The 24,162-nt window shown below is 74.3% G+C and carries 23 protein-coding genes; 9 read left to right on the forward strand and 14 right to left on the reverse strand.

The window, feature by feature from the left end; genetic code table 11:
• Positions 1–141, reverse strand: a 141-nt coding sequence (locus tag CLV37_RS29095) for a transposase (RefSeq protein WP_146149480.1), incomplete at its 3' end; no start/stop codon positions are given.
• Between the two features lie 13 nt (positions 142–154).
• On the reverse strand, positions 155–2,719 hold the full coding sequence (locus CLV37_RS24500) for a DEAD/DEAH box helicase (protein WP_211298931.1): 2,565 nt from the start codon (positions 2,717–2,719) through the stop codon (positions 155–157).
• 98 nt (positions 2,720–2,817) lie between these two features.
• On the opposite strand from CLV37_RS24500, the gene CLV37_RS24505 reads away from it, so the two are divergent.
• Positions 2,818–3,525 carry a PAS domain-containing protein gene (locus tag CLV37_RS24505; RefSeq protein ID WP_146149570.1) on the forward strand — a complete coding sequence of 236 codons (708 nt, stop codon included), beginning with the start codon at positions 2,818–2,820 and terminating at the stop codon, positions 3,523–3,525.
• A 9-nt stretch (positions 3,526–3,534) separates the two neighbouring features.
• Here CLV37_RS24505 and CLV37_RS24510 read toward each other — a convergent pair whose 3' ends face one another.
• The 8 genes from CLV37_RS24510 to CLV37_RS24545 form a co-directional block, all read right to left on the reverse strand.
• Positions 3,535–3,936: a helix-turn-helix transcriptional regulator gene (locus tag CLV37_RS24510; protein ID WP_170127482.1), complete on the reverse strand. Its 402-nt coding sequence runs from the start codon at positions 3,934–3,936 to the stop codon at positions 3,535–3,537.
• A 256-nt stretch (positions 3,937–4,192) separates the two neighbouring features.
• Entirely contained in the window at positions 4,193–5,608 is a 1,416-nt protein-coding gene (locus CLV37_RS24515) for an MptA/MptB family glycosyltransferase (protein WP_106215374.1), read from the reverse strand.
• 3 nt (positions 5,609–5,611) lie between these two features.
• On the reverse strand, positions 5,612–6,361 hold the full coding sequence (locus CLV37_RS24520; protein WP_106215375.1) for a glycosyltransferase: 750 nt from the start codon (positions 6,359–6,361) through the stop codon (positions 5,612–5,614).
• 10 nt (positions 6,362–6,371) lie between these two features.
• Entirely contained in the window at positions 6,372–8,522 is a 2,151-nt protein-coding gene (locus CLV37_RS24525; protein ID WP_170127483.1) for a SpoIIE family protein phosphatase, read from the reverse strand.
• Between the two features lie 125 nt (positions 8,523–8,647).
• Positions 8,648–9,097, reverse strand: coding sequence for an ATP-binding protein (locus CLV37_RS24530; RefSeq protein WP_106215377.1), 450 nt, complete (start codon positions 9,095–9,097; stop codon positions 8,648–8,650).
• A gap of 90 nt (positions 9,098–9,187) precedes the next feature.
• The gene (locus CLV37_RS24535; RefSeq protein WP_106215378.1) at positions 9,188–9,535 is read right to left on the reverse strand and encodes a rhodanese-like domain-containing protein; all 348 of its coding nucleotides are present in this window, start codon (positions 9,533–9,535) and stop codon (positions 9,188–9,190) included.
• Positions 9,536–9,643: 108 nt separating this feature from the next.
• Positions 9,644–11,251, reverse strand: a complete 1,608-nt coding sequence (locus CLV37_RS24540; protein WP_106215379.1) for a methyl-accepting chemotaxis protein — start codon at positions 11,249–11,251, stop codon at positions 9,644–9,646.
• Positions 11,252–11,356: 105 nt separating this feature from the next.
• Positions 11,357–12,091, reverse strand: coding sequence for a TetR/AcrR family transcriptional regulator (locus CLV37_RS24545; RefSeq protein ID WP_106215380.1), 735 nt, complete (start codon positions 12,089–12,091; stop codon positions 11,357–11,359).
• Positions 12,092–12,188: 97 nt separating this feature from the next.
• Between CLV37_RS24545 and CLV37_RS24550 the strand changes: the two genes are divergently transcribed.
• Positions 12,189–13,715 carry an MFS transporter gene (locus tag CLV37_RS24550; RefSeq protein WP_106215381.1) on the forward strand — a complete coding sequence of 509 codons (1,527 nt, stop codon included), beginning with the start codon at positions 12,189–12,191 and terminating at the stop codon, positions 13,713–13,715.
• Positions 13,716–13,737: 22 nt separating this feature from the next.
• On the opposite strand, the gene CLV37_RS24555 is transcribed toward CLV37_RS24550, so the two are convergent.
• Positions 13,738–14,430 (reverse strand): SDR family NAD(P)-dependent oxidoreductase, encoded by a 693-nt coding sequence (locus CLV37_RS24555; RefSeq protein WP_106215382.1) that lies wholly within the window; start codon positions 14,428–14,430, stop codon positions 13,738–13,740.
• A 187-nt stretch (positions 14,431–14,617) separates the two neighbouring features.
• Between CLV37_RS24555 and CLV37_RS24560 the strand changes: the two genes are divergently transcribed.
• A complete protein-coding gene (locus CLV37_RS24560) occupies positions 14,618–15,463 on the forward strand; it encodes a helix-turn-helix transcriptional regulator (protein ID WP_106215383.1) in 846 nt (281 codons plus the stop codon).
• A 12-nt stretch (positions 15,464–15,475) separates the two neighbouring features.
• Here CLV37_RS24560 and CLV37_RS24565 read toward each other — a convergent pair whose 3' ends face one another.
• A complete protein-coding gene (locus CLV37_RS24565; protein ID WP_106215384.1) occupies positions 15,476–15,910 on the reverse strand; it encodes a MarR family winged helix-turn-helix transcriptional regulator in 435 nt (144 codons plus the stop codon).
• A 65-nt stretch (positions 15,911–15,975) separates the two neighbouring features.
• Here CLV37_RS24565 and CLV37_RS24570 point away from each other — a divergent pair, with 65 nt between their 5' ends.
• On the forward strand, positions 15,976–16,752 hold the full coding sequence (locus CLV37_RS24570) for an alpha/beta fold hydrolase (RefSeq protein WP_106215385.1): 777 nt from the start codon (positions 15,976–15,978) through the stop codon (positions 16,750–16,752).
• Between the two features lie 28 nt (positions 16,753–16,780).
• Here CLV37_RS24570 and CLV37_RS24575 read toward each other — a convergent pair whose 3' ends face one another.
• Positions 16,781–18,817, reverse strand: coding sequence for a HelD family protein (locus CLV37_RS24575; RefSeq protein WP_106215386.1), 2,037 nt, complete (start codon positions 18,815–18,817; stop codon positions 16,781–16,783).
• Between the two features lie 327 nt (positions 18,818–19,144).
• Here CLV37_RS24575 and CLV37_RS24580 point away from each other — a divergent pair, with 327 nt between their 5' ends.
• The 3 genes from CLV37_RS24580 to CLV37_RS24590 all read left to right on the forward strand — a co-directional run bounded on the left by CLV37_RS24580 (position 19,145) and on the right by CLV37_RS24590 (position 21,866).
• Positions 19,145–19,543, forward strand: a complete 399-nt coding sequence (locus CLV37_RS24580; protein ID WP_106215387.1) for an SSI family serine proteinase inhibitor — start codon at positions 19,145–19,147, stop codon at positions 19,541–19,543.
• A gap of 194 nt (positions 19,544–19,737) precedes the next feature.
• Positions 19,738–20,664 (forward strand): ferritin-like domain-containing protein, encoded by a 927-nt coding sequence (locus CLV37_RS24585; protein WP_106215388.1) that lies wholly within the window; start codon positions 19,738–19,740, stop codon positions 20,662–20,664.
• 143 nt (positions 20,665–20,807) lie between these two features.
• Complete coding sequence (locus CLV37_RS24590; RefSeq protein ID WP_146149571.1) at positions 20,808–21,866, forward strand: cell wall-binding repeat-containing protein; 1,059 nt, start codon at positions 20,808–20,810, stop codon at positions 21,864–21,866.
• 121 nt (positions 21,867–21,987) lie between these two features.
• Here CLV37_RS24590 and CLV37_RS24595 read toward each other — a convergent pair whose 3' ends face one another.
• Positions 21,988–22,422 (reverse strand): VOC family protein, encoded by a 435-nt coding sequence (locus CLV37_RS24595; protein WP_211298932.1) that lies wholly within the window; start codon positions 22,420–22,422, stop codon positions 21,988–21,990.
• 201 nt (positions 22,423–22,623) lie between these two features.
• Here CLV37_RS24595 and CLV37_RS24600 point away from each other — a divergent pair, with 201 nt between their 5' ends.
• Both CLV37_RS24600 and CLV37_RS24605 read left to right on the forward strand, forming a co-directional pair.
• Positions 22,624–23,460: an alpha/beta fold hydrolase gene (locus CLV37_RS24600; RefSeq protein ID WP_106215391.1), complete on the forward strand. Its 837-nt coding sequence runs from the start codon at positions 22,624–22,626 to the stop codon at positions 23,458–23,460.
• A 319-nt stretch (positions 23,461–23,779) separates the two neighbouring features.
• Positions 23,780–24,154: a hypothetical protein gene (locus CLV37_RS24605; protein ID WP_106215392.1), complete on the forward strand. Its 375-nt coding sequence runs from the start codon at positions 23,780–23,782 to the stop codon at positions 24,152–24,154.
• The last annotated feature ends 8 nt before the right edge of the window (positions 24,155–24,162 follow it).

Below are 24,162 nucleotides of genomic sequence, written 5' to 3' on the forward strand. Positions count from 1 at the left end.
CAGGTCTTGGCGCGGTCTACCCATCCGGCCCTGCTTGGGTAGCAGCGGCTCGATGAGCTCCCACTCCGCATCGCTGAGGTCAGAGGGATACGCCTCACGATCGCCAGCCACCTCAGCAGCATGCCCTACCAAGACCCACATCTGAAACAGTCACTCAGAGCTGCAGGAGCCCCGCGACCCTCAGCACCGCGGCACCGGCCTCGTCGGAGGCGTCGAGGTCGACCTCGGCGACGATCGCCCAGTCCCGGTCACCGGCGGGGTCCTCGAGGACCTGGCGCACGTACCAGTTCCGCGGCGACCCCTTGGCGTCCGGCCCGGACCCGTCGTCGACCTGCAGCAGGTGCGGACCGCGGGCGTCCGGGCCGGTGCCGATCGTCTCGTGCTCGTCGTAGTAGGCGTCGAGCTGGTCGGCCCAGGTGTCCTCGTCGGGGGAACCGTCGAGGGCGGCGAGGGCCTCGGGCCGGTCCAGGGCGCACAGCTCGACGAACCGGAACACCGCGTTGCGCACCAGGACCCGGAACGCGCGGACGTTCGCCGTGACGGGCGGGGTCTCCTCCTCCTGCGGGGCGACGACGTTCTCCACGTCCTCGACGTCGACCCCGTCGCGCAGCGCCTCCCACTCGGCCAGGAGCGAGGAGTCGGTCTGGCGCACCACTTCCCCGAGCCACTCGACGACGTCGGTGAGTTCCTCGGTGCGGGCGTCGTCGGGGACCGTCTGCTTGAGCGCCTTGTACGCGTCGGACAGGTACCGCAGGACCAGACCCTCCGAACGGGCGAGCTGGTAGTGCTGGACGTAGTCGCCGAACGTCATGGCGCGTTCGTACATGTCGCGGACGACGGACTTGGGCCGCACCTCGTAGTCGCCGACCCAGGGGTTCCCCGCCCGGTACGTCTCGTACGCGCCGCGCAGTTCCTCGGCCAGCGGCATGGGCCACTCGACGTCCTCGAGGAGCTCCATGCGCTCGGTGTACTCGATGCCGTCGGCCTTCATGCGCTGCACCGCATCGCCCTTGGCCTTCGACTTCTGGGCCAGCAGGACCTTCATCGGGTCGTCGAGGGTGGACTCGATGACGGAGACGACGTCGAGCGCGTACGTCACCGACTCCGGGTCGAGGAGGTCGTCGACGACGGCGAGCGCGAACGGCGACAGCGGCTGGTTGAGCGCGAAGTCGAGCTGGAGGTCGGCCACGAGCCGGACCTGGCGGCCGTCGGGCAGGGGTTCGTCGAGCCGTTCGACGATCCCGGCGTCCAGCAGCGCGCGGAACAGCTCCACGGCGCGGCGCACGTGCTTGAGCTGGTTCTTGTGGGGTTCGTGGTTGTCGAGCAGCAGGTGCCGCATCGCCTCGACGGGGTTCCCGGGCCGCTGCAGGACGTTGAGCAGCATCGAGGTGGTGACGCGGAAGTGCGACGTGAGCTGCTCGGGTTCGCCGTCGACCAGCTTCTCCATGGTCTGCTGGGACCAGGAGACGAACCCCTCGGGGGCCTTGACGCGCTGGACGCGCTTGAGCTTCTTGGGGTCGTCGCCGGCCTTGGCGACGCGGCGCGCGTTCTCCACCTCGTGCTCGGGGGCCTGCACGACGACGGTGCCGGCGGTGTCGAACCCGGCGCGGCCCGCGCGGCCGGCGATCTGGTGGAACTCGCGGACGCGGTAGTGCCGGTTGCGGCGGCCGTCGAACTTCGTCAGCCCGCCGAACAGGACGGTGCGGATGGGGACGTTGATCCCCACGCCCAGGGTGTCGGTGCCGCAGATGACCTTCAGCAACCCGGCCTGCGCGAGGGTCTCGACCAGGCGGCGGTACTTCGGCAGCATCCCGGCGTGGTGGACGCCGACACCCATCCGCAGCAGCCGGTTCAGGACCTTGCCGAACCCCGCGGCGAACCGGAAGGCGCCGACGGCCTCGGCGATGGCGTCGCGCTGCTCACGGGTCGCGATCTTCGCGCTCGTCAGGGCCTGGGCCTGCTCGACGGCCGCGGCCTGGGTGGCGTGCACGACGTAGACCGGGGCGCGGTCGGTCTGCAGGAGCTCCTCGACGGTCTCCTGCAACGGCGTCGTGGCGTAGGAGTAGTGCAGCGGGACGGGCCGCTCCACCGACGTGACGAGCGCGGTCGGCCGTCCCGTCCGGCGCGTCAGGTCGTCGCGCAGGGCGGTGACGTCGCCCAGGGTCGCGGACATCAGCAGGAACTGCGCCTGCGGCAGCTCGACCAGCGGCACCTGCCACGCCCAGCCGCGGTCGGGGTCGGCGTAGAAGTGGAACTCGTCCATGACGACCTGGCCGACGTCGGCGAACGCGCCCGAGCGCAGGGCGAGGTTCGCGAGGACCTCCGCGGTGCAGCAGACGATGGGGGCGCCGGGGTTCACGGACGCGTCCCCCGTCATCATCCCGACGTTGTGCGCGCCGAAGACCTCGATGAGGGCGAAGAACTTCTCGCTCACCAGGGCCTTCAGGGGCGCGGTGTAGAAGGACCGGACACCGCCGGCGAGCGCCGCGGCGTGGGCACCGGCGGCGACGAGGGACTTGCCGGAGCCGGTGGGGGTGGCGAGGACGACGTTGGCGCCGGAGACGACCTCGAGGAGGGCTTCCTCCTGGGCGGGGTACAGGGTGATGCCGCGGGAGGCGACCCAGGTGGTGAAGGCGTCGAGGACGGTGTCGGGGTCGTCGGCGGCGGCGCTGCCCGCGGCGGGCAGGAGGTCGGGGAGCGCGGTCTCGGTGAGCGTCATGGCCCCTCCATGGTCGCACCCGGTGGACCTGCGGACCGGACGTGCGCGGTGCACCGTGGTGCTGGCGGGGTTCGTGCGTCATCCTGACCCTGGCACCGGTGATCTTTCCGTCGGAGGGGGTGGGCACCGTCGACGACGACGACCGCCTGACCCGTGAGCACCACGTCCGGCGCCGGGCCGAACAGGTCCGCTCCGACCTCGCGCAGCTGTGGGGGGACGAGGCCCCGCCGGGACCGGACCCGCAGATGACGTCCCTGGTGGACGCGCTGGCGCTGGACGACGACCACGGCCGCCGCAGCGGGGTGCTGGTGCAGGGGGACGCGATCCCGTTCCCCGTGCTGGTGCGGCTGCTGCTGTCGAGCCCGGTGGGCGCGGCGGTGCTGGCGGAGCTGCCGCCGGCGGTGCGCGCGCGCGTCGACCTGGCGGCGGCGACGGTGGACCCGCGGGCGATGTCGGCGTGGGTGGCGACGCGCGGTCTGCCGCAGACGCCGTCGGGGGCGTTCGCGATGCTCGTCGACCCGCAGGTCGTGGACCTGGACGAGCGGGTGAGCGGGCTGCTGGGGTACCCGGCGCGTCAGCGGCGGCTGACGTGGGAGGAGGTCCTGGACCGGGTGCACCCGGACGACCGGGCGGAGGTGGACCGGGCGACGCGAGAGGCGATCGCGAAGTGCTCGTCGCTGAGCCTGCGCTTCCGCGTGGCGGACCCGGACGGTGAGGTGCGGTGGCTGTCGACGGTGGGGCACGCCCTGACGGGCGAGGACGGGGACACCGAGCAGGTCGTCGGCTTCACCATGCCCAGCCCGTGAGGGGTCCCCTCAGGAGATGAGGCCGTCCTGGCGGGCGACGGCGGCGGCGGCGGCCGAGGAGCGCACGCCGTACTTGCGGCGGACGGAGGCCAGGTGCTGGGCCACGGTGTTCGGCGCCAGGCCGAGGCGTTCGGCGACGACGGAGCCGGGGCAGCCGTCGGCGATCATCTGCAGGATCTCCTGCTCGCGGACGGTCAGGGTGACGTCGGGGCGGCCGGGGGACTGGGTGCGTTCGGCGTCCTCGAGGGCGCGGTAGCGGGCCTCGGAGACGAGGACGAAGCGGTTGCCGGCCGCGTCCTCGACGATCATGCGGCGGTCGCCGTCGGCCACGGCGCGCAGCACGTCGCCCCACCAGTCGGTCGGCACCTTCACCAGGTCGCCGTCCACGACCGCGACGTTGCTCTGCTCCATGTCCCGCCGACCTCTCTGTCCTTCGTTGCCGCTGCTCGACCGAAGTGTCCTGCCCCGGGGCTCGGGCCCCTGCACACCTCGAGGTTCGGGACGTCGCCGGCCCACCTTGACCGGGAGCCGGAAGGTCCACCCGGGCGGGTGAACCGTTCGGCCCCGCCGCGGAGGGACTCGCCGGCCCATCCTCCTCGCACCCGGGGCGTCCTGCGTCCCGGGTGAGCGGCCCACTGGATGAGCCCGCAATGAATATGCCACACAGTCACCGGATTTCAACCGTGCGTCGCTGACGGATCCCGGTGACGACCACGGCGACGAGCGCCGCCCACGCGACCCACGGCCCCACCTCCCGCCGGTAGCCCAGCGTCACCGCCTCCACCAGCGGGCTCATGCCGTCCACCAGCCCCGGCACGTACGCCAGCGCCAGCAACGTCAGCCGGGCCGCGGCCGTGCCCGTCAGCGCCACCGGGGCCGGCACCAGCGCCAGCGGCCCCCACAGCAGCAGGTCGTACCAGGGCAGCTCGTACGCCGCGCCCAGCAGGTACCCCGCCGCCAGCAGGACCGTGACCCCCGCCGCCCGCTGCAGCTGCCCGCCGCGCACGAGCACCGGCCACCACAGCCACGTCACGAGCGCGACCACCAGCACCAGCCCCGGCAGCAGCACCCCCCGCGGCACCCCGGCCTCCACCAGCGGCCGCCAGATCGTCGCCAGCGACACGTACCGGCTCGCCGTGCGCGTCTGGTCGTAGGCGTGCGCACCCGCCCACACGTGCGCCGGGACCAGGACGAGCAGCGCGCCGCCCACCCCCCGCGCGAGCCAGGCCGCACCGCACCGGCGCGCCGCGACCGCCGCCACGACGATCCCCACGGCCACCGCCCCGAACGGGGCCTTCGTGCCGACGGCGACCGCCAGCGCCACCCCCGCCCAGAACGGGCGCCCGCGGGCCAGCAGCAGCGCCACGACGGCCGCCGCCCCGGCGAGGACGTCGGCGTGCGCGCCCCCCAGCCCCACGGTCAGCAGCAGCGGGTTCGCGGTGAACAGGACGTGGAACCGGGCCCGCGCCCGGTCGTCGCCGGCCAGCACCCGCCGCGCGACGAGGGCCACCACGGCCCAGGCGAGCAGGAGCAGCAGCTGCCAGGCCCACACCGTCGTGCGCACCGACGCCCCGCCGGCCAGCGAGGAGAGCGCCATCAGCAGACCACCGACCGGCCCGTACACCGACGTCGTCGAGCGCCACGGGTCGCGCACGGCGGACACCACGGGGTCCGTCCCGGCGGCGAAGGTGTCGGGGGGCTGGCTGTACGGGTCCCCGCCCAGGGCCGCGATCCGGCCGTAGGCGGCGTAGCTGAGGTGGTCGGCCGAGCCCACGGGCGGCACGCACGTCAGGACCACGGCCCCGACGACGGCCAACAGCAGGAACCGGCGCGGGCGCCACCCGCGGGCCAGGGCCCGCAACCCCGCCGCGAGGGCTCCCCCTCCGCACACCACCGCGACCGCGAGCAGGACCGTCACCGTCGCCGACGACGGGTGCAGGCCCAGGTCGAACGGGACGCGGCCGGCGCCCAGAGCGGGGACGGCGGCCGAAGGGCCCAGGACCGCGACGGACGCCCAGGTCAGCAGGCACAGCGCGCTCAGGAGGGCCGCCCAGCGGGCCGGGCGCGCGGCGGGGTCGGACAACGGTCAGCGGGTGAGGCGGCGCAGGGCGTCCTGGACCCGCCGGCGGCCCAGGGCGCGGGCCACGTCGCGGTACTGCGCGGCCCGGTGCAGCTGCGCGCGCAGGTCCTTGCCGGTGACCCGGTGGTGCAGGTCGCACGGGACCTCGCGGACGCGGAACCCCGCGCGCAGCAGGTCGATGGTCAGCGCCGTCTCGACCCCCCACCCGGGCGCCAGCGGCAGCGCGGCCTCGAACGCGGCCCGGGTCAGGCACCGCATCCCCGACAGCGGCTGCTCCGGCGACCAGCCCGTCGCGGCCACCGTCCCCTTGCGGGACAGGCCCACCACCAGGCCGCGCCCACCCCCGGCGGTGGCCTGCCGGGGCAGGACCGCGATGGTCATGTCGGCCTCGCCCGCCAGCACCGGCCCGGCCAGCGGAGCCGTCCGGACCGCGCTGTCGGCGAGGTCGGCGTCGACGAACAGCAGCGGACGCGGACCCACCCCCGGGCGGGGACGGGCGCGCTCGCGCTCCGCGACGGCCCGTGCGCCGGTGTGCATCGCGGCCGCCTTGCCCCGGTTGCGGCGGTGGGCGACGACGACGGCCCCGGCGTCGCGGGCCGCCTTCGACGTCAGGTCCGACGACCCGTCGTCGACGACCACGACGACGTCGACGACCGGCAGCGACGACACCGCGCGCACAGTCGCGGCGATGCGCTCCTGCTCGTCCTTGGCGGGGATCACGACCGCGACGGTCGGGGACGGGCGCAGCGCGGGCACGGCGGCGACGCTAGCGCAGCCGCAGACCGAGGACCGTGACGTCGTCGTCCACGAGGGTGGTGTCGGTGCCGGCGGGGTCCTCCCCCACCATGCGCCGCACCAGCGTCGGGACGATCTCGTCGGGTTCGCCGTGCGCGGTGTCGCGGAAGTGCCCCAGCACCTCGGCCAGCCCCTGCGTCAGGGACCGCTCCCGCGTCTCGACGAGACCGTCGGAGAACACCACCAGGGCGCTGCCCGCCTCGAGCCGGACGTCCAGGACCTCGGTGCGCTCGTCGCCCTCCACCCCGACGGGCACCCCGGGCGGCACGTCGAGGTAGTGCGGGCCGCCGCTGCACGTCAACGGCGGCAGGTGCCCGGCGCTCGCGGCCAGCAGGTGCCCGTCCCGGGCCAGGACGGCGTAGAAGATCGTCACGAGGTCCTCGGCGCCACCGGCCGCGGCCAGCGCGTCGAGCCCGCGCAGGACGGCGGTCGGGTGGGGGTCGACCAGGGCCAGGGTGCGGACCTGGGTCCGGACCTCGCCCATGACGGTCGCCGCCCGGGCCCCGCGGCCCATGACGTCGCCGAGCACGACCGCGACCCGCTCCCCGGGCAGCGGGATGATCTCGGCCCAGTCGCCGCCGACCTCGACGCCCGCGCTGGTGACGGCCACGCGGTGGGTGCTCAGCCACGGCACGTGGGGCAGCGGCCCGGGACGCAGCGCGTCGGCCAGGACGTCCGCCGTGGCCCGCTGCTGCTGCAGGAGCTGCATCCGGTCCAGGGCGCCGGCGACCTGCCGCGCGAAGGCCAGGAAGAACTCGTGGTCGTCCGCGTCGAGCGCCTCGGCGTCGGTGAACCCCAGCGTCAGCGTCCCCAGCCAGCGGGTCCGGGAGGCCAGCGGCAGCACCGCCCAGGACGTCTCGCCCCCGTCGGCGGCCGCGTGGAAGAACGGGCGCACCCCGGCGGGCAGGTCCTCGATCCCGGCCCGGCCCACGGGGAAGACGCCCCGTTCCCCGGCCACCTCGACGAGGTCGTCGAGCCTCAGGTGGGGCACGTCCTCGGAGCGGCGCGTGCGGTCACCGAGCATCCGGTGCACGCGCAGGGCCACCTCGCCGGGTCCCTCGTCGACCGTGAGGGTGGCCCGCACGGCGCCCACCCCCTCGTGGCAGGCGTGCAGGACGGCGTCGAGCACCTGCGGGTACGTGCTCGCCGCGGCCAGCGCCGCGGTGAGGTCGTTGAGGGCGCGGGTGCGGCGGCGGGCCCGGACGCGGTCGGTGACGTCGTCGAGCGAGCCGACCCACTCCACGACCTCGGAGTCCGGGTCGGTCGGGTCGGCCACCACGGGCACGGCGACGGCCGCGATCCAGCGCCAGCCCGTCGTCCCCCGGACCCGGACGCGGAACCGGGCCGGGGTCCGGTCGCGCACGGAGGCGTAGAAGTCCTCCAGGACCCCCGGCAGGTCGTCGGGGTGCACGTCGCTCTGCCACTCCGTGCCGCTGACGGACTCCCGGCCGGTCAGGGCGGCCCAGCCGGGCATCTCGCTGGTGATCCCCACCCCCGGGCGGGCGGTGAAGACGTCGAGCGAGCCGACCTCGGCCAGCGTCCGGTACCGGTGGGCCGAGCGCCGGGCGTCCTCCAGCAGCCGGGCCCGCTCGACGGCCAGGGCGCACTGCCCGGCGAGGGTCGCGGCGAAGACCTGCTCCTGCGCGTCCAGGGAACCCTCGCGGGCGAAGCCGAAGCGCAGGACCCCCACGACGCGGCCGCGGGCGACGAGCGGGTACATGGCCCAGGAGTTCTCCCCGAGGTCGAGCACGCTCGCGTTCAGGGCCTGGGGCGCGCCGAAGCGGGTGACGAGCTCGGCGCGGTCGCGCAGCAGGACCGGCTGCCGCGTGCGGGCGGCCTCGGCGCTGGGGGTGGCCGAGTCGAGCGGGACCTCCCGGCCCACCCCGAGCCCGGCGAGGTCGCCGTCGTGCGGCACCTGCGGGACGAGGACGGTGCCGGTCTCGTCGAGCAGGGCGATCCCGCAGGTGTTCGTGCGCAGGACGTCGCGCCCCGTGCGCAGCACGGCCGTGACGGCGTCGCGGACGTCGAGGGCGGCGGCCAGCTCGGCGGCCGTGCGCTGCAGCAGACCCAGCGGCTGGACGGGCCGGTCGGTGGCGCTCTCGAGGGCAGCAGGCGTGTCCACGCAGCCGCCTCCCGGTCCTGGTCGCACGACCGGCGCGGTACCGGGTCGTCACCCGACGGTAGCCGACCCGGGGCTGTGAGTGGTCGGTCGCGCACGGGGAGTGCGCTGTCCGGGTGATGCGCCCGTCAGTGCGGGTGGTGGCGCGTCGGGCCGCCGAAGGAGGCCCACACCGTCCGGCTGAGGTCGGTGAGGTTCTCCACCACACCCCACTCGTCGGCGAGGCCGTCGACGATGAACAGCCCCCGCCCGCCCGTGTCGGAGTCCGCGGCCGTCCGCGGCGAGACCACCCGGCCCGGGGCACCGCCGTCGGTGACGGCGATCTCGACGTGGGGCCGTGCCTCGGGCGTCACCTCGCACTGGACGTGGATCGCGCCGTCGCCGAGCGGCCGGGCGTGCCGGACGGCGTTGCCGACGATCTCGGACAGGACGATCTCGATCTCCGCGGTCGTCATCTCGTCCAGACCGGCGCCGTCGAGGACCGAGCGCACCACGTGCCTGACCCGGGGGACGGACGCCGCGTCGTGGGCGAACGTGGCCCAGTGCGTGGCCGGTACGGGCCGTGCTCCCGTCGGCATGTTCCCCCTCTTCCCGGCTGCTGACCGAGCAGTGGGTACCCGGGCGCCCGGGAGGTCAAACCTCGAACCACCCGGACGGCCGAGCCCGGCTCAGCGGACGAACGGCTCCTGACCGGAGTCGGAGACCATCGGCCGGCCGGCCTCGGCCCAGGCCCCCATGCCGCCGTCGACGTTGACCGCGTCGTACCCGTTGCGCTGCAACCACTCCACCGTGCGGCGCGACCGGCCGCCGGAGCGGCACACGACGTTGAACGGGCCCTCGGGCAGCTCCTCGAGCCGCTGCGGGACCTGCCCCATGGGGATGTGCAGCGCCGTCGCGATGTGCCCGGCGGCCCACTCGTCGTCCTCGCGGACGTCGACGACCACCGCGTCGTCGGCCAGGTCGGACGCCGTGGTGGTGGGGACGCCGTCGACGTCGAAGGTGCGGGGGTCGCTCATCCCCGCAGCGTACGACCCCGCCGTGCCCCGGTGTCACCGTGCGTCACACCGCTGCCGCGACGCTGCCGCGACGAGCGCCGGGACGGGGCCGGGACGGGGCCGGGACGCTCAGAGGCGGAAGGCTCCCACCGCCTGGCGCAGCCGGCCCGCGGTCTCGCGCAGCGCCTCGACCGAGGCGCGCACCTGCTCCAGGCTGGAGCGGTCCGCGGCGGTGGCCCCGGCGACCGCGGTGAGCACGCCGGCGATCTCGTGCGTGCCCTCGGCCGCGCCGGACACGGTGCGGGCCAGTTCGCCGGTGGTCGCGGTCTGCTCCTCCACCGCCGCGGCGATGGTGGCCTGGTGGTCGTCGATGCGGGCGATGACCTCGACGATGCGCCCGATGGTGTCGGCCGCCTCGGTGCTGCCGCGCTCGATGGCGGCGACCTTGCGGGTGATGTCCTCGGTGGCCCCGGCGGTCTGCTGGGCCAGTTCCTTGACCTCCCCGGCCACCACCGCGAAGCCCTTGCCCATCTCCCCGGCCCGGGCGGCCTCGATGGTCGCGTTCAGGGCCAGCAGGTTCGTCTGCTCGGCGATGGCCGTGATGGTCCCCACGACGCTGGCGATGGCCCGGGTGGCCTCCCCCAGCTCCGCGACGGTCGCCCGGGTCGTCTCGGCGGCCTCGACGGCCTCGCGGGCCACGGAGGCCGACAGCGCCATGCTCGAGGAGATCTCGTTGATGGCCGAGCCCAGCTCGCCGGCTCCGGTGGCGATCGTGGCCACGTCGGCGGAGACGACGTCGGCCGAGCGGGCCGCGCGGTCGGCGTCGCCGGTGGTGCGCTCGTTGGCCGCGGACAGCTCCTGCGCCCGCCCGGACAGCTCGTCGGCCATGCCCGAGACCTCGGAGGCCGCCGTGGCCAGGTCGCCGACGGTGCGACGGGTGGCCGAGACCGCCACGTCCAGCGCCTGCGCCATCTCGCGGAACTCGTCCTGGCCGTCGACGACGGGGACGACGCTCAGGTCACCCTCGGCCACCCGGTGCAGGTCGGCCATCGTGCGGCGCAGCGGCCCCACGACGCTGCGCGTCAGGACGACCAGCAGCAGGACGGTCAGCACGGCCGCCAGGACGAGCGCGGCGACGACCAGGGTGCGGCTCCGGCGGGCGTCGGCGTGCGCCTGCGCGGCAGCGGCGCGGGCGCGGCCCTGGACCGAGGCGGTCAGGTCCTGGGTGGTGGTCAGCATGTCGCCGTAGGCGGCGTACCCGACGTCGAGGATCTCCTTCTCCGCCGCCTCCACCTGCCCGGCGCGGTACAGCGCGACGGCGCGGTCGTCGGAGGCGAAGTACGCCGCCCACAGGTCGGACAGCTTCGCGGTGAGCTCGCGCTCGCGGGCGGTCATCGCGGCGGTGGGGGCGGCGGCCAGCGCCTGCTCCAGCTTCGCGCGGTCGGCCAGGAACCCGGCGCGGTTGGCCGAGGAGTCCTGCACGGCCTCCGCGGCCCCGATCCGGCGCCCGTCCCAGGCGTAGGCGACCTGCCAGCCGCTGACGTCGGCGTCGTAGAAGCGCTGCTCGTCGACGAAGCCCAGCAGCTGCGTCATGCGCTGCTGCTCGCCCAGCGAGCGCGACTGCGTGGCGATGCTGCTCAGCGCCGTCGCCCCGGTGGCGGTGAGCAGGGCCAGCACGACGCCGAAGGCCAGGGCCAGACGGGTGCCGACGCGGGCACGACGCAACAGGGACGACATGGGGGAGGCAGACCTTTCGCAGGCTCGGGCGACTTCCTTGCACCCTCCCGACGCAGCGGGTGCACCCCCATCGACCGGCCCGGCCCCGTCCTGAGCCGGCTCCCCTCAGGCGCCGGCCTGCAACCGCAGCCCGGCCAGCAGGAGGTCCAGCCCGGCGCGGAACTGCTCGCCGTCGTCGTGGGTGGCGAACTCGTCGAGGACGAAGTGGACGAAGGGGAACTCCTCCTCGTCCAGGGCCCGCCAGTGCTCGACGTGCTGCTCGAGGTCGCCGTCGCGCTCGGGGCCGAGCGCGGTCGACTGGCGGCCGAGGTCCGCGGCGGTCCCGACGACGAAGCCCAGCACCGCCGAGACGGCCTCGAAGCTGCGCCGCGGCCCGAGCCCCAGCCGCACGACCTGCTGGCCGAGGCGTTCGTACAGGAGCATGCCGTTGGGCTGCTGCTCGGTGTTGCCCAGGAAGCGGGCTCCCAGCCAGGGGCGCACGACGACGGCGTCGAAGAACGCGACCGCGATGGCCCGCACGTCCTCCAGCGGGTCCTCGGCCCCCGTGCAGCCCTCGGTGGCGGCCAGGACCGAGGCGATCACGTGGTCGCCGGCCAGGTCGACGAGCTCGTCCTTGCCCGAGACGTACCAGTAGATGCTGCCGACCCCGCCGCCGAGGCGGGCCGCCAGCGCGCGGAAGGTCAGCGCGGACTCCCCCGCCTCGTCGAGCAGGGCCACGGCCTCGCCCACCACGGCCTCCAGGGAGTGCGAGGCGCGCTGACGGGTCCCGCCGGTCGCCCGGGCGCCCCCGGACCGGCCGCCGCCGGGTCGGGCTCGAGGACTGGTCCGCGCATCCGTCACGTCCCCATCCCACCACACCCTCGACAATGGACCGAACGTCGTTCTATTCTACCGAACGTCGTTCGATACCGGGCGGCCACCCGAGAGGAGCGACACCGTGAACCCCACCCCGCAGACCACCCCCGCACCGGCGACCTACCCCTCGCTGCGCGCCGCCTGGATCCCGCTGCTGGCGCTGTGCCTGGCCTTCTTCGTCGAGATGGTCGACAACACGCTGCTGACCATCGCGCTGCCGACCATCGGCCGGGACCTCGGCAGCGGCACCACCGCGCTGCAGTGGGTCACCGGCGCGTACTCCCTGACCTTCGGCGGGCTGCTGCTGACCGCGGGCTCGGCCGCCGACCGGTTCGGCCGGCGCCGCGTCCTGCTGCTCGGGCTGACCGTCTTCGGCGCGGTGAGCCTGCTCGCCGCGGTCGTGACGAGCGCCGGGGAGCTCATCGCCCTGCGCGCCGCCCTCGGCGTCGCCGCGGCGGCCATGGCGCCGATCACCAACTCCCTGGTGTTCCGGCTCTTCGAGGACCAGGCGCTGCGCATGCGCGCCATGACGGTGATGATCGTGGTGGGCATGAGCGGTTTCGTGCTCGGGCCGCTGCTGGGCGGCACCGCGCTGGCCCACGTCGGCTGGCAGTGGCTGCTGGTCGTCAACGCCCCCATCGCCCTGGTCGCCGTGATCGGCGTGCGCCTCGGCGTCCCCGCCGACCGGCGCGCCGACCTCACCGGCGACGCCCTCGACCTGCCCGGCGCGGCGCTGTCCATCGCCACGATCGGGTTCGCCTGCTACGCCCTGACCAGCGGCGTCGAGCACGGCTGGGCCTCCCCGGTCACGATCGGCTCGGCCGTCGGCGCGGTGCTGGCGCTGCTCGCCTTCGTCCGCCGGGAGCGGACCGCCGCCCAGCCGATGCTCGACCTGGCCCTGTTCCGCGACGGGACCGTCCGCGGCGCCGCCGTGGCGCAGGTCGGCACCTCGATCGCCATGGCCGCCGTGATGTTCAGCCTGATCCTGCACTTCCAGTACGCCTACGGCTGGAGCCCGGTGCGCGCCGGGCTGGCGAACCTGCCGCTGATCCTGACCATGATCGCGGCGACGCCGGTCTCCGAGCAGCTCGCCCGGCGCCTCGGGCACCGGGCCGCCTGCCTCGTCGGGGCCGGGCTGCTGACGGCGGCCCTGGCCGGTCTCGCCGTCGGCGTGGACCACGGCTACCCCGTCATCGCCGCCTGCCTGGTCGTGCTCACCGTCGGCCTGCGCACGGTCATGACCATCTGCGCGGTGGCCCTGGTCAGCGCCGCCCCGGCGAACCGCACCTCGCTGGCGGCGTCGCTGAACGACACCGCCCAGGAGGTCGGCACCAGCGTCGGCACCGCGGTCGTCGGGACCCTCATCGCCGCCCTCGTCACCGCCACCCTGCCCGCGGGCACGTGGAGCACCGAGCTCGTGCACTCGTTCTTCCACGGCGAGCGCATCGCCTTCACCGTGCTGGCGGTCGTGGTCGGTCTCGTCGCCGGGTTCGGGGCGGCGTCGCTGACGGACTCCCGCAGCACCGAGGAGCACCCCACCGGGGAACCCGCCGAGGAACCCGCCGCCGAGGAACCCGCCGCCGAGGAACCCGCCGCGCGCCTCGCCTGACCCGCGCGGGGCGGGGAGCCGGTCACCACGGCAGGACCCCGTCGCGGTCGGTGACCGTGCCCGTGGGGGCCCCGGCCCCCAGCAGGGCGATCCGCACCGCGGCCGTCGCGCCCTCCTCGACGCCGTGCCCGAGGTGGCCCGTGAAGTCGGTCGCGGTCTGGCCCGGGTCCACCGCGTTGAACCTCACACCGGTCACGGCGCGGGCGTACTGCACCGTCAGCATCGTCACCGCGGTCTTGGAGGAGGCGTAGGCCGCCAGCGGGTAGCGCGACTCGACCCGCTCCGGGTCCGACGTCAGCGTGAACGAGCCCAGACCGCTGGTGACGTTGACGACCGACGGGTCCGTGCCGGCGCGCAGCAGCGGCAGGAACGCGCGGGTGACGCGGACCAGCCCGAAGACGTTGGTCTCGTACACGTGCCGGACCTGCTCGACGGTCATCTCCTCCGGGGAGGCCACCTCCCCGAGGACGCCCGCGTTGTTGACGAGGACGTCGAGGTGGCCGGCGTCGGCGCGCAGCGTCTCGACCGCGGCGTCGACGGAGGCGTCGTCGGTCACGTCGAGCTGGACGAAGCGGGCGCCGAGGGCCTGCGCGGCGCTGCGGCCGCTGCGCTCGTCGCGCGCGCCGATCCAGACCGTCTGGCCGGCCTCGACGAGACGACGGGCGGTCTCGTGGCCGATGCCGCGGTTGCCGCCGGTGATGAGGGTGGTGGTCACGGGTGTCTCCTGCGCTGGTGCGGTCGTGGGGCGGGGTGGCCGTGACGCGCCCCGGGCGGCGGTGACGTCCGCGCCGGTGGTCGCGGCCACGGTGGTGAGCCTGGCCGGGACCGCGCGCCGCAGGCAGGCACAGGCTGTACCCGTCTGGGCCGCCGCCCCCGGGCCGGCGGCGGCCCAGGATGGGGACGTGGACAAGAAGGAGCTGGGCGACTTCCTGCGCAGCCGGCGCGAACGGCTGCACCCCGTGGACGTGGGCCTGCCCTCGGGCACCCGCCGCAGGACACCGGGCCTGCGCCGTCAGGAGGTCGCGGTCCTGGCGCACGTCTCGGTGGAGTACTACACGCGCCTGGAGCAGGGCCGGGCGCCGCGGCCGTCCAGCGACGTCCTGGCCGGCATCGGCGGCGCGCTGCTGCTGACCGAGGCGGAGAACGCCCACCTGCACGAACTCGCCGGGACGGCCCGCAGGAAGGACGCGGTGCACGACCGGAGCGTGCGGGCCGGGATGACCGGCCTCATCGAGCGCCTGCCCGGCGCGGCGGGTTTCGTCCTGTCGGCCGCCTTCGAGGTGCTCGCGTGGAACGACCTCGCCGCGGCGGTCCTGGGGAACCTCGAGGGGGCGAGCCCGTCCGAGCGCAACCTCGCCCGTCGCGCCTTCCTGCCGGAGGTGGCGCACAGGACCGGCGCCGAGGTCGCCGACCTGACGGAGTTCCGGCACCACGTCGTCGCCCAGCTGCGCACGGCGGCGGTCCGCTACCCCGCCGACCCGCTGATCCGGGACCTCGTCGCCGAGCTGCGGGCGGGCAGCGCGGACTTCGACCGGCTCTGGGGGCGTCACGACGTGCAGGCCGCTCCCGTCATCACCAAGACGTTCCGCTACCCGGGGGTCGGCCCGATCACCGTCGAGTGCGACACCCTGCTGCTGCCGGACCGCGACCAGCAGCTGGTCCTCTACACCGCGGTGCCCGGCTCCCGCGACGCCGAGTCCCTGGAGCTGCTGCGGATGCTCGTCGCGGAGCCGGTGCGCGCCGGCTGACCCTCGCGCCCGTCAGAGCGCCGGCCCCCCGGCGGCCTCCCCCTCCACGAGCTTGGCGAGGACCGCGGCCAGGGACCGGCGCTCGGTCGCGGCGAGCGGGGCGAAGAGGTCCTGCAGGACGCCCTCGGCGACACGGTGCCCCTGCGCGAGGACGGCGCGCCCCTCCTCGGTGAGGGCGTGCTCGATGCGCCGCCCGTGCCCGGCGGTGCGGACGATCAGCCCGCGGTCGACGAGGCGGCCGGCCAGCGTGCCGAAGGCCTGGTCGCTCTGGAAGGTCGCGACGGCGAGGTCGTGGCCGGAGGCGCGGGGCATGCGCTCGACCGCCCGCAGGGCGTCCCACTGCACGAGCGTGACGCCGACGTCGCGCAGGGCGGCGTCCATCGTCCGGTGGTTGCGGTGCTGCACCCGTTTGATCGCCTGCCCGAGGGCTTCCAGGTCCGTGGTCACGGTGCTAACGTATCAACATCCGCATATAAGCATGCGTAGATAAAGATACTGAGAAAGGTGCTGCCGTGATTCCCTCCCTCCCCCACGACCTTCCCGTCGTCGACACCGGCGACCCCACCGGACGCACCGCGCTGGTCCTGCACGGCGGTGGCGGTCCCCGCACGGTCGCCGCGATCGTCGAGCACCTGGCGCCGTCCTTCCACGTCCTGGCCCCGACCCACCCCGGCTGGGACGGGACGAGCCGGCCCGACGACGTCGACTCCGTCGCCGCCCTGGCCGCGGCCTACCTCGAACGCCTGCACCGCGATGGCGAGCGCGACGTCGTCCTCGTCGGCTCCTCCCTCGGCGGCTGGCTCGCCCTGGAGATGGCGGTCCTGGCCGCGGCCGGGGAGCGCTACGACGGCGTCGTGGGGGCCGTCGTCGACGTCGACGGCGTCGGCGCGGTCGTCGAGGGCGAGCCGGTCGCGGACTTCTTCGCGCTCGACGCACGGGGGCTCGCCGAGCTCGCCTGGCACGACCCCGACCGCGGCTACCTGGACCCGGCCTCCCTCACCGAGGGCCAGCGCGCGGTGCAGCGGGCGAACGGGCGGACCATGGCCGCCCTCGCGGGGCGCTCGCTGAGCGACCCGACGCTCCTGGGCCGCCTCGCCACCGTCGCGGTCCCCACGCTCGTCCTGTTCGGCGAGAGCGACCGCGTGGTCACCCCCGCGCACGGACGCGCCGTCGCGACCGCCGTGCCCGGTGCGCGGTTCGCCGAGGTCCCCGCCGCCGGGCACCTGCCGCACCTGGAGAACCCCGAGGGCACCTGGGCGCTGGTCGACGGGTTCCTCGCCGGGCTCTGACGGCCCCGGCCCGCCCCGCGGAGGTCGGTCAGGCGGCGAGTTCGGCGGGCAGTTCCCGCGCGTGCAGCACGACCATCGCGCTGACCGCGCGGGTCAGGCTCACGTACAGCCGCCGCAACCCGGTGCGCTCGTCGGGTTCGCCGGCGACGATCGCGGCGGGTTCCACGACGACGACCCGGTCGAACTCCAGCCCCTTGACCAGCCCCGCCGGGACGAGGGACACCCGGCGCACCTCCTCGTCGACGTCGAGCCGGGAGAACCCCACGCCCGCCGCCGTCAGCGCCGCGGCCGCCGCGTCCACCTGGTCACCCGCGACGACGACCCCCACGGACCCCTCGAGCTCGAGGAGCCCCGCCGTCACCCGCGCGGCGCGCGCCACGGGGTCGGCGGTCTCGACGACCTCGAGCAGGCCCGGGTCCTCGCGCACCGACCGGGGGACGGACAGGTCGGGGGCGATGCTCGGCAGCAGCTTCGCCGCGTAGTCGATGACGGCCGACGGGACGCGGAAACCCCGGTCGAGGACCTCCAGCGCACCGTCGGGTTTGCCCAGGTGCCCCAGGACGTCGTCCCAGCTGCTCGCCGACCACGGCGTCGTGCCCTGCGCGATGTCGCCGAGGACCGTCGCCGCCCCCGTGGAGCAGCGCCGGCCGACGGCCCGCAACTGCATCGCCGACAGGTCCTGCGCCTCGTCGAGCACGACGTGCGCGCGCGAGGGCGTGCGCTGCAACTGGTCCGCGATCTCGTCGAGCAGCACGGCGTCGGCCGCGGTCCACTTCGCCGACCCCGCGGTGCGCGGGGGTCTCGGCCACAGCAGCAGGTCCCGCTCGGCCTCGGTCAGCAGGTCCTGCGAGCTCGCGCTCAGGAACTCCCGGTCGGACAGCAACCGGAACAGCACCTTCGCCGCGTCCTGGACGGGCATGAGCTCCTTCACGGCCCGCTTCACCTCGGGGCTGCGTGCCACGGAGTCCTGCACGACGTCGTCGGGGGAGTCGCCCGCGGCCTCGAACAGCTGCAGGACGGCGTGCGCGAGCCGCTGCGGCAGGAGGTTGCGCGCCGCCTCGTAGCGGATCCCGCGGGTGGTGAGCTCGTCGAGGAGGTCCTTCACGAGGTACCCGGGGACCCGCCAGCGCCGCGAACCGCGCGTCACGACGACGGCCCCGGACTCCAGGACCCGCGCAGGGTCCCCCACCGCGGACCAGACCGCGCGGCGCAGGACCTCGGCCATCCGGCCGTCGCCCTTCAGGGTCGCCACGACGGCGGGTTCGTCGGCGCGGACCCTGACCTCCTTGCGGCCCTCGGCGGCGACGGTCAGGAGTTCGGCGACGGTCCGCTGCTCGACCTCGACCTCGCCGAGCGCGGGCAGGACCGCGGAGATGTGCGACAGGAACGCGCGGTTCGGCCCGATGACGAGGACGCCCTGGCGGGTGAGCCGCTCGCGGTGGGCGTAGAGCAGCCAGGCCGCGCGGTGCAGGCCCACGGCCGTCTTCCCCGTGCCCGGGGCACCCTGCACGCACACCGTCGTCTGGGCGTCGGCGCGCACGAGGGCGTCCTGCTCGGGCTGGATCGTGGCGACGATGTCGCGCATGGGCCCGGAGCGGGGCCGCTCGATCTCGCGGGCCAGGATCGCGGAGGCGTGGTCCTCCTCGTGCGCGTCGAGCAGGTGCTCGTCCTCGTACGCCGTCAGGCGTCCGTCCTCGACGCCGAACCGGCGCCGCAGCCGCACCCCGCCCCGGTCGTCGCGGGTGGCGCGGTAGAAGCCGCGGGAGACGTCGGCGCGCCAGTCGATGACGACGGGGTCGCCGGCGGAGTCGGTGACGTGCCGGCGGCCGATGTGCAGCGACTCGCCCCCGTCGTGGTCGGTGCGGCCGAAGAACAGGGTGCTGGACGGGTCGTCGACGAGGCTGGCCGCGCGCCGGTGCAGCGCCCAGGCCAGGGCCTCGTCGGCGATGGCGTCACCGCCGTCGGGGACGAGGGACAGGGTGTGCTCGCGCATCCGGGCGAGCTCGGCGCGGGCGTGGTCGAGGTGGGCCTGCTCGGCGGCCAGGACGGGGTCGGTGTCGGACACGGTTCCTCCGGGGATCGGCGTCCGATTCTGCCGGAACCGCTGCACGACAACAACGTTGTGATCAGCGCGCGGTCTGCGGGACGATGTCCGTGGTGGCGCCGGGATAACCCCGATCGAGGTAAATCCCCACCGTACCCCGACCGCGCGAACCCTGTCACCCGCCGCGTGTCGTCCCGGCGGGAACCGGTCCGGGACGCCCCGCGTCCCACTGACGTGAGCGTGCCGAGGACCGTCCAGCGCAGCCTCCGGGCCGGGGCTGCCACCCTCGCGGTGGCCGGGCTCGCGCTCCTGGGAGGCTGTGGCGACCAGCAGGCAGGAGGACCGGGGATGTCCAGCAGCGCCAGTCCGAGCGGACCCGTCAGCGCGAGCGCGACCGGCAGCTCGGTGACGGTCACCGTCGACGACGGGAACGGGGGCCGGCAGACGTGGGAACTGTCGTGCTCGGCCGACGGCGTCGTCGCGGGCGACCACCCGGACGCGCAGAACGCGTGCGCCGCGATCGCGGCCGCGAAGAAGCCGTGGGCCCCGGTCCCGAAGGACGCGGCGTGCACGATGATCTACGGCGGTCCGCAGACCGCGACCGTGAAGGGCACCTGGGACGGCGTCGACGTCGACGCGGCGTTCAACCGCGAGGACGGCTGCGAGATCGCCCGCTGGGACCGGATCGCGCCCCTGCTGCAGCCGGGGACCCCGGCGGGCCGGGGAGGGTCCGGAGGCGGTACGTGACGAACGCAACACGTTGGGTAGCCAGATCGTGATCCTTGGGGCAGTCTGATCTAGGTTCGTCGAAAGATCGGCGAGGTCGACCCATCCGGGCAGCTCCCGGCGCCGAACACGAGACGTCCGATCACGACGGCGTGACGAGTGTCGCGTCGGGTTCCGGCGTCCAGAGACGGCGCCCAGACTCCTAGGGCTGGCCCATGTTCAAGAAGACCCTCCTCGTCGACATGATCAACCGCAGCTCCGAGACCCCCGCCGACCGCAGGAACTTCCTGCGCGGGATGGGCCTGCTGTCCGCCGGTGCCGTGGGCGCCGGGCTGGTGGGGACCGCGACGGCGGAGTCCGCCTCCGCCGCCACCCCCAGCGAGGGCAGCGTGCTGAACTTCGCACTGAACCTCGAGTACCTCGAAGCCGAGTTCTACTGCTACGCCGCCTACGGCCACGGCCTGGCCGAGTCCATGGCGACCGGCACCGGGACCCAGGGCGGGGTCACCGGCGGGCACCGGGTCCCGTTCAAGTCCAAGGCGATGCGCTACTACGCCGAGGAGATCGCCAACGACGAGATCGCCCACGTGAAGTTCCTGCGGTCCGCGCTGGGGTCGGCCGCGGTCTCGCGACCGGCCATCAACCTGCAGGACTCCTTCACCGCCGCCGCCGTCGCCGCCGGGGTCATCAAGCAGGGTGAGACGTTCGACCCGTTCTCCTCCGAGGCGTTCTTCCTGCTCGGTGCGTTCCTGTTCGAGGACGTCGGCGTCACGGCCTACAAGGGCGCAGCCCCGCTGATCTCCACCCCCGCCTACCTCGAAGCCGCCGCCGGGATCCTCGCCGTCGAGGCCTACCACTCCGGCATCGTGCGCACCCTGCTGTACGAGAACGGGTTGAGCGCCCCCACGAACCTCATCTCCGACGCCCGCGACGCCCTCGACGGGTCCGGCGCGGACAAGGACCAGGGCATCACCGTGGGGTCGGGTGGACGCGCGAACCTCGTCGCCGCGGACGCGAACGCCATCGCGTACAGCCGCTCCCCCCAGGAGGTCCTGAACATCGTGTACCTGACCCCGGGGACGGGCGTCACCAAGGGCGGGTTCTACCCGAACGGCCTCAACGGCGACATCGCCACCAGCTGACCCGCACCGCAGCGGATCCGGCACCACCGGCAGCGACCACCACGCCGTCGCTGTCGCGGCACCCCGAGCAACGCGCTCCCGCGTGCGCCCGGGCGGCCAGCACGTCCTCCTCGAACCTTCCTGAGACCTTGGAGCACACGATCGTGAAGAAGCACACGTTCGCCACCGCCGGACTGGCCCTGCTGGTCGGCCTCGGTGGCGCTGCCGCCGTAGCGGCCCCCGCGCAGGCAGCGACGGGTTTCAAGTTCGACCACCGCATCGCCGGCGCCGACCGCTTCGCCACTGCGGTGGAGTCCTCGAAGCTGCTCGAACCCACCGACGGCGCCGCGACTGACGTCGTCATCGTCAACGGCTACGCCACCGTCGACGGCCTCACCGCGTCCTACCTGGCGGGGCTGAAGAGCGCGCCCATCCTCTACACCGACACCGCGGGTGTCCCGGCGGTCACCGCCGCCGAGATCGCCCGCCTGGGCGCGAAGAACGTCTGGATCATCGGTGGTGCCGATCGCGTCCCCACCGCGCAGGAGAACGCGTGGAAGGCGGCCGGCAAGGACGTCACCCGCATCGCCGGCGCCGACCGGTACCAGACCGCCGCGCTGGTCGCCGAGGCCGGGGGCACCGCGACGGAGGGGGACAACCCCAACGGCAACTCCCCCGAGCAGGTGTTCATCGCCTCGGGCACCTCCACCGCCGACGCCCTGGCCGCCGGCCCGGTCGCCTGGGCGAAGAACTACCCGATCCTGCTCACCGAGGCCGGGTCGCTGCCGAAGGCCACCTCCGACGCCCTCGCCGCGCTCGGCACCACCGACCGCGTCGTCCTGGGCAGCAGCAGTTCGGTCTCGGACGCCGTGTACGCGGAGGCGAAGGGGACCTCGCGCCTGGGCGGCACCAGCCGCCAGGACACCGCCACGAAGATCGCCGACTACGCCACGAGCAGCCAGAACTTCGACACCCAGTCGGTGGCCCTGGTCGGCGGCGCCGACGCCACCGCGGCCGACGCCCTGTCGGCCGCACCCGTCGCCGGGTCCCAGGGGGTGCCGTTGGTGTTCATCGACTTCGACGGTTCCCTGGGGGCCACGACCACCGCGTACCTGTCCGCGCACAAGGCCAGCTACACCGGCCGCGGCACCGGGTGGATCTTCGGCGGGACCCCCTCGGTCCCGCAGGCCGCCGCCGACGCCGCGACCGCAGCCGTCCAGTAGCACCTGCCACGACGAGTCCGGTGCGGTGGTCCTGAACCGTCCAGGACCACCGCACCGCCGTGCGCCCGGGTGAACCCGTGCAGGGCCGACGCCCACCGCCCACTGCGGGCGGGTCGCCGCCTCAGGAGGGGAGCGGGGCGGTGAGTTCGAGGTTGATGTCGTCCGGGTCCTGGATCGAGAGGATCTGCAGGCCCTGCTCGGACAGTTCGACGATCTCCCCGTGCTCCACACCGGCAGCGGAAAGACGTGCGGCCGCAGCCTCCAGGTCAGCGCGCGAGGAGACCGCCAGGCTCACGTGGTCCAAGCCGACCCGGTTGGGCGTGAACGTCTCACCGGCGGCACCGGGGACCGGACGCAGACCGAGGATCTGCTCACCGACTTCGAACACCACACCGCCGTAGAGGCGCTGGGGGTCGTCGACGGCGGTGGGATCGGACAGTTCAGCGGTGTTGTCGATGGCCGGATCGGTACCCAACAGCTGGGTGTAGAAGGCTCGCGACCGTGCGATGTCGCTGACCGACAGGCGGACGTGGTGCAGTCCGGTGGGACGGGACACCGGCTGATCGGCGGACGAGGTCGTGGAACTGGTCATGGTCGTGAGGATGCGGCGTGAGCCGCGAGGGCGCACCCGGAACGTCCCGCCCACTGCTCGCCGGTCACCCTCGGGGGACCGGCGTCCGCCTGCCGGCGGCTGCCGACGGAGGATCCGTGGCAGATCCGGACCAGACCACGGGGGCCACAGCTCCGAACGAGAGCCATGAGCGAGATCACCGCCCACCACGGACTGTTCAAGGACACCGACCTGCACGTCGACGACACCGGCGGCCCCGGCCGCCCCGTCGTCCTCATCCACGGCTGGCCGCTGTCCGGTGAGTCCTGGTCCGAGCAGGTCCCCGCCCTGGCCACCGCCGGCTACCGGGTCGTCACCTACGACCGCCGCGGCTTCGGGCGCAGCGACAAGACCCGCACCGGCTACGACTACGACACCCTTACCGAGGATCTGCACGCCCTCCTGGAACAGCTCGACCTGCGCGACGTCACCCTCGTCGGGTTCTCCATGGGCGGCGGCGAGGTCGCCCGATACTTCACCAAGCACGGCCACGAGCGGCTGCGCAGCGTCGTCTTCGCCGCCGCCGTCCCGCCCTACATGGCCAAGAACGAGGACAACCCCGACGGCCCGCTGACCTCCGAACTGGCCGACCAGATGGAAGCCGGTCTCAAGGCCGACGAGGACACCTTCTACGAAGGTTTCATCACCGACTTCTTCTCCGTCGACGGCGTCCTGAAGGTCACCGAGGCCCAGCGCCAGGACGCGCTCGCGCTGACCGAGCAGGCCGACGAGAAGGCCGCGTTGAAGGCCATGGAGTCCTTCGGCACCACCGACTTCCGCCAGGACCTCACCGAGGTCGACGTCCCGACGCTGGTCATCCACGGCGACGGTGACGGCACCGTGCCGTTCGAGGGGTCCGGTGCCCGCACCCACGCCGCCATCGCCGGCAGCCGTCTGCACGTCGTCGCCGGCGGCCCGCACGGCATCAACGTCAGCCACGCGGAGGAGTTCAACCGCGTGCTCCTGGAGTTCCTCGCCTCCTGACCCCTCCGGCCGATCCTGCACCCGACGCGAGCACCTGACACGTGCAGCCGTGCGGCAGCGGAGCCTCCGCTGCCGCACCGCGCAGGCGTCCACCCCGGTTCCGGCTCGTCCTGGTGCCCGCTCCTCCACGCACGTTCCCGCTCTCAGACCGACCGCTCCACCGGTGCCGACGCCAGTTCCGGTGCCGATGCCGAAACCGCCACTGACGCCGGTACGAGAAGCGCTGCACCGTGCCGCTGCCCCGCAGGGACCACCGAGGTCCGGGGGACGCGGTCAGCCGCTCCCGACGGGCCCGGTCGCCGAAAGCGAGAGTTCCGCCGTGGCCAACCTCTACCAGCAGCTCAAGCAGGAGATCTGCAGCGTCCTGCGCGAGCCCGTCGCGCGGGTCTCGCACGCCCGGGCGGCTCGCCACCGTCTGCAGTGGTTCGTGCGGGGGCCCCGGCGGTGGCGTCCGGTCCCCGTCCTGCTCGCGCTGACGCAGACGCACGTGGTCGTCTTCTCCGCGGACGGCGCTTCCGCCTCTCTCACCGACGCGTCCTGCGAACACGTCGTCCTGGCGCAGGTGCAGGCCGTCGGTCGCCGGTGGATCAGAGCGACGGACGACCGTGGACGTGTCCACTGGTTCCGTCTCGGCACCGAGGAGCCTCCGGCTCGCGGGTTCCTCACCCCGCCTCGCACCTACCGGGCGCCCTGATCTCCAGA

The organism is Kineococcus rhizosphaerae (assembly GCF_003002055.1).
In the GTDB taxonomy this organism is placed as follows: Bacteria; Actinomycetota; Actinomycetes; order Actinomycetales; family Kineococcaceae; genus Kineococcus; species Kineococcus rhizosphaerae.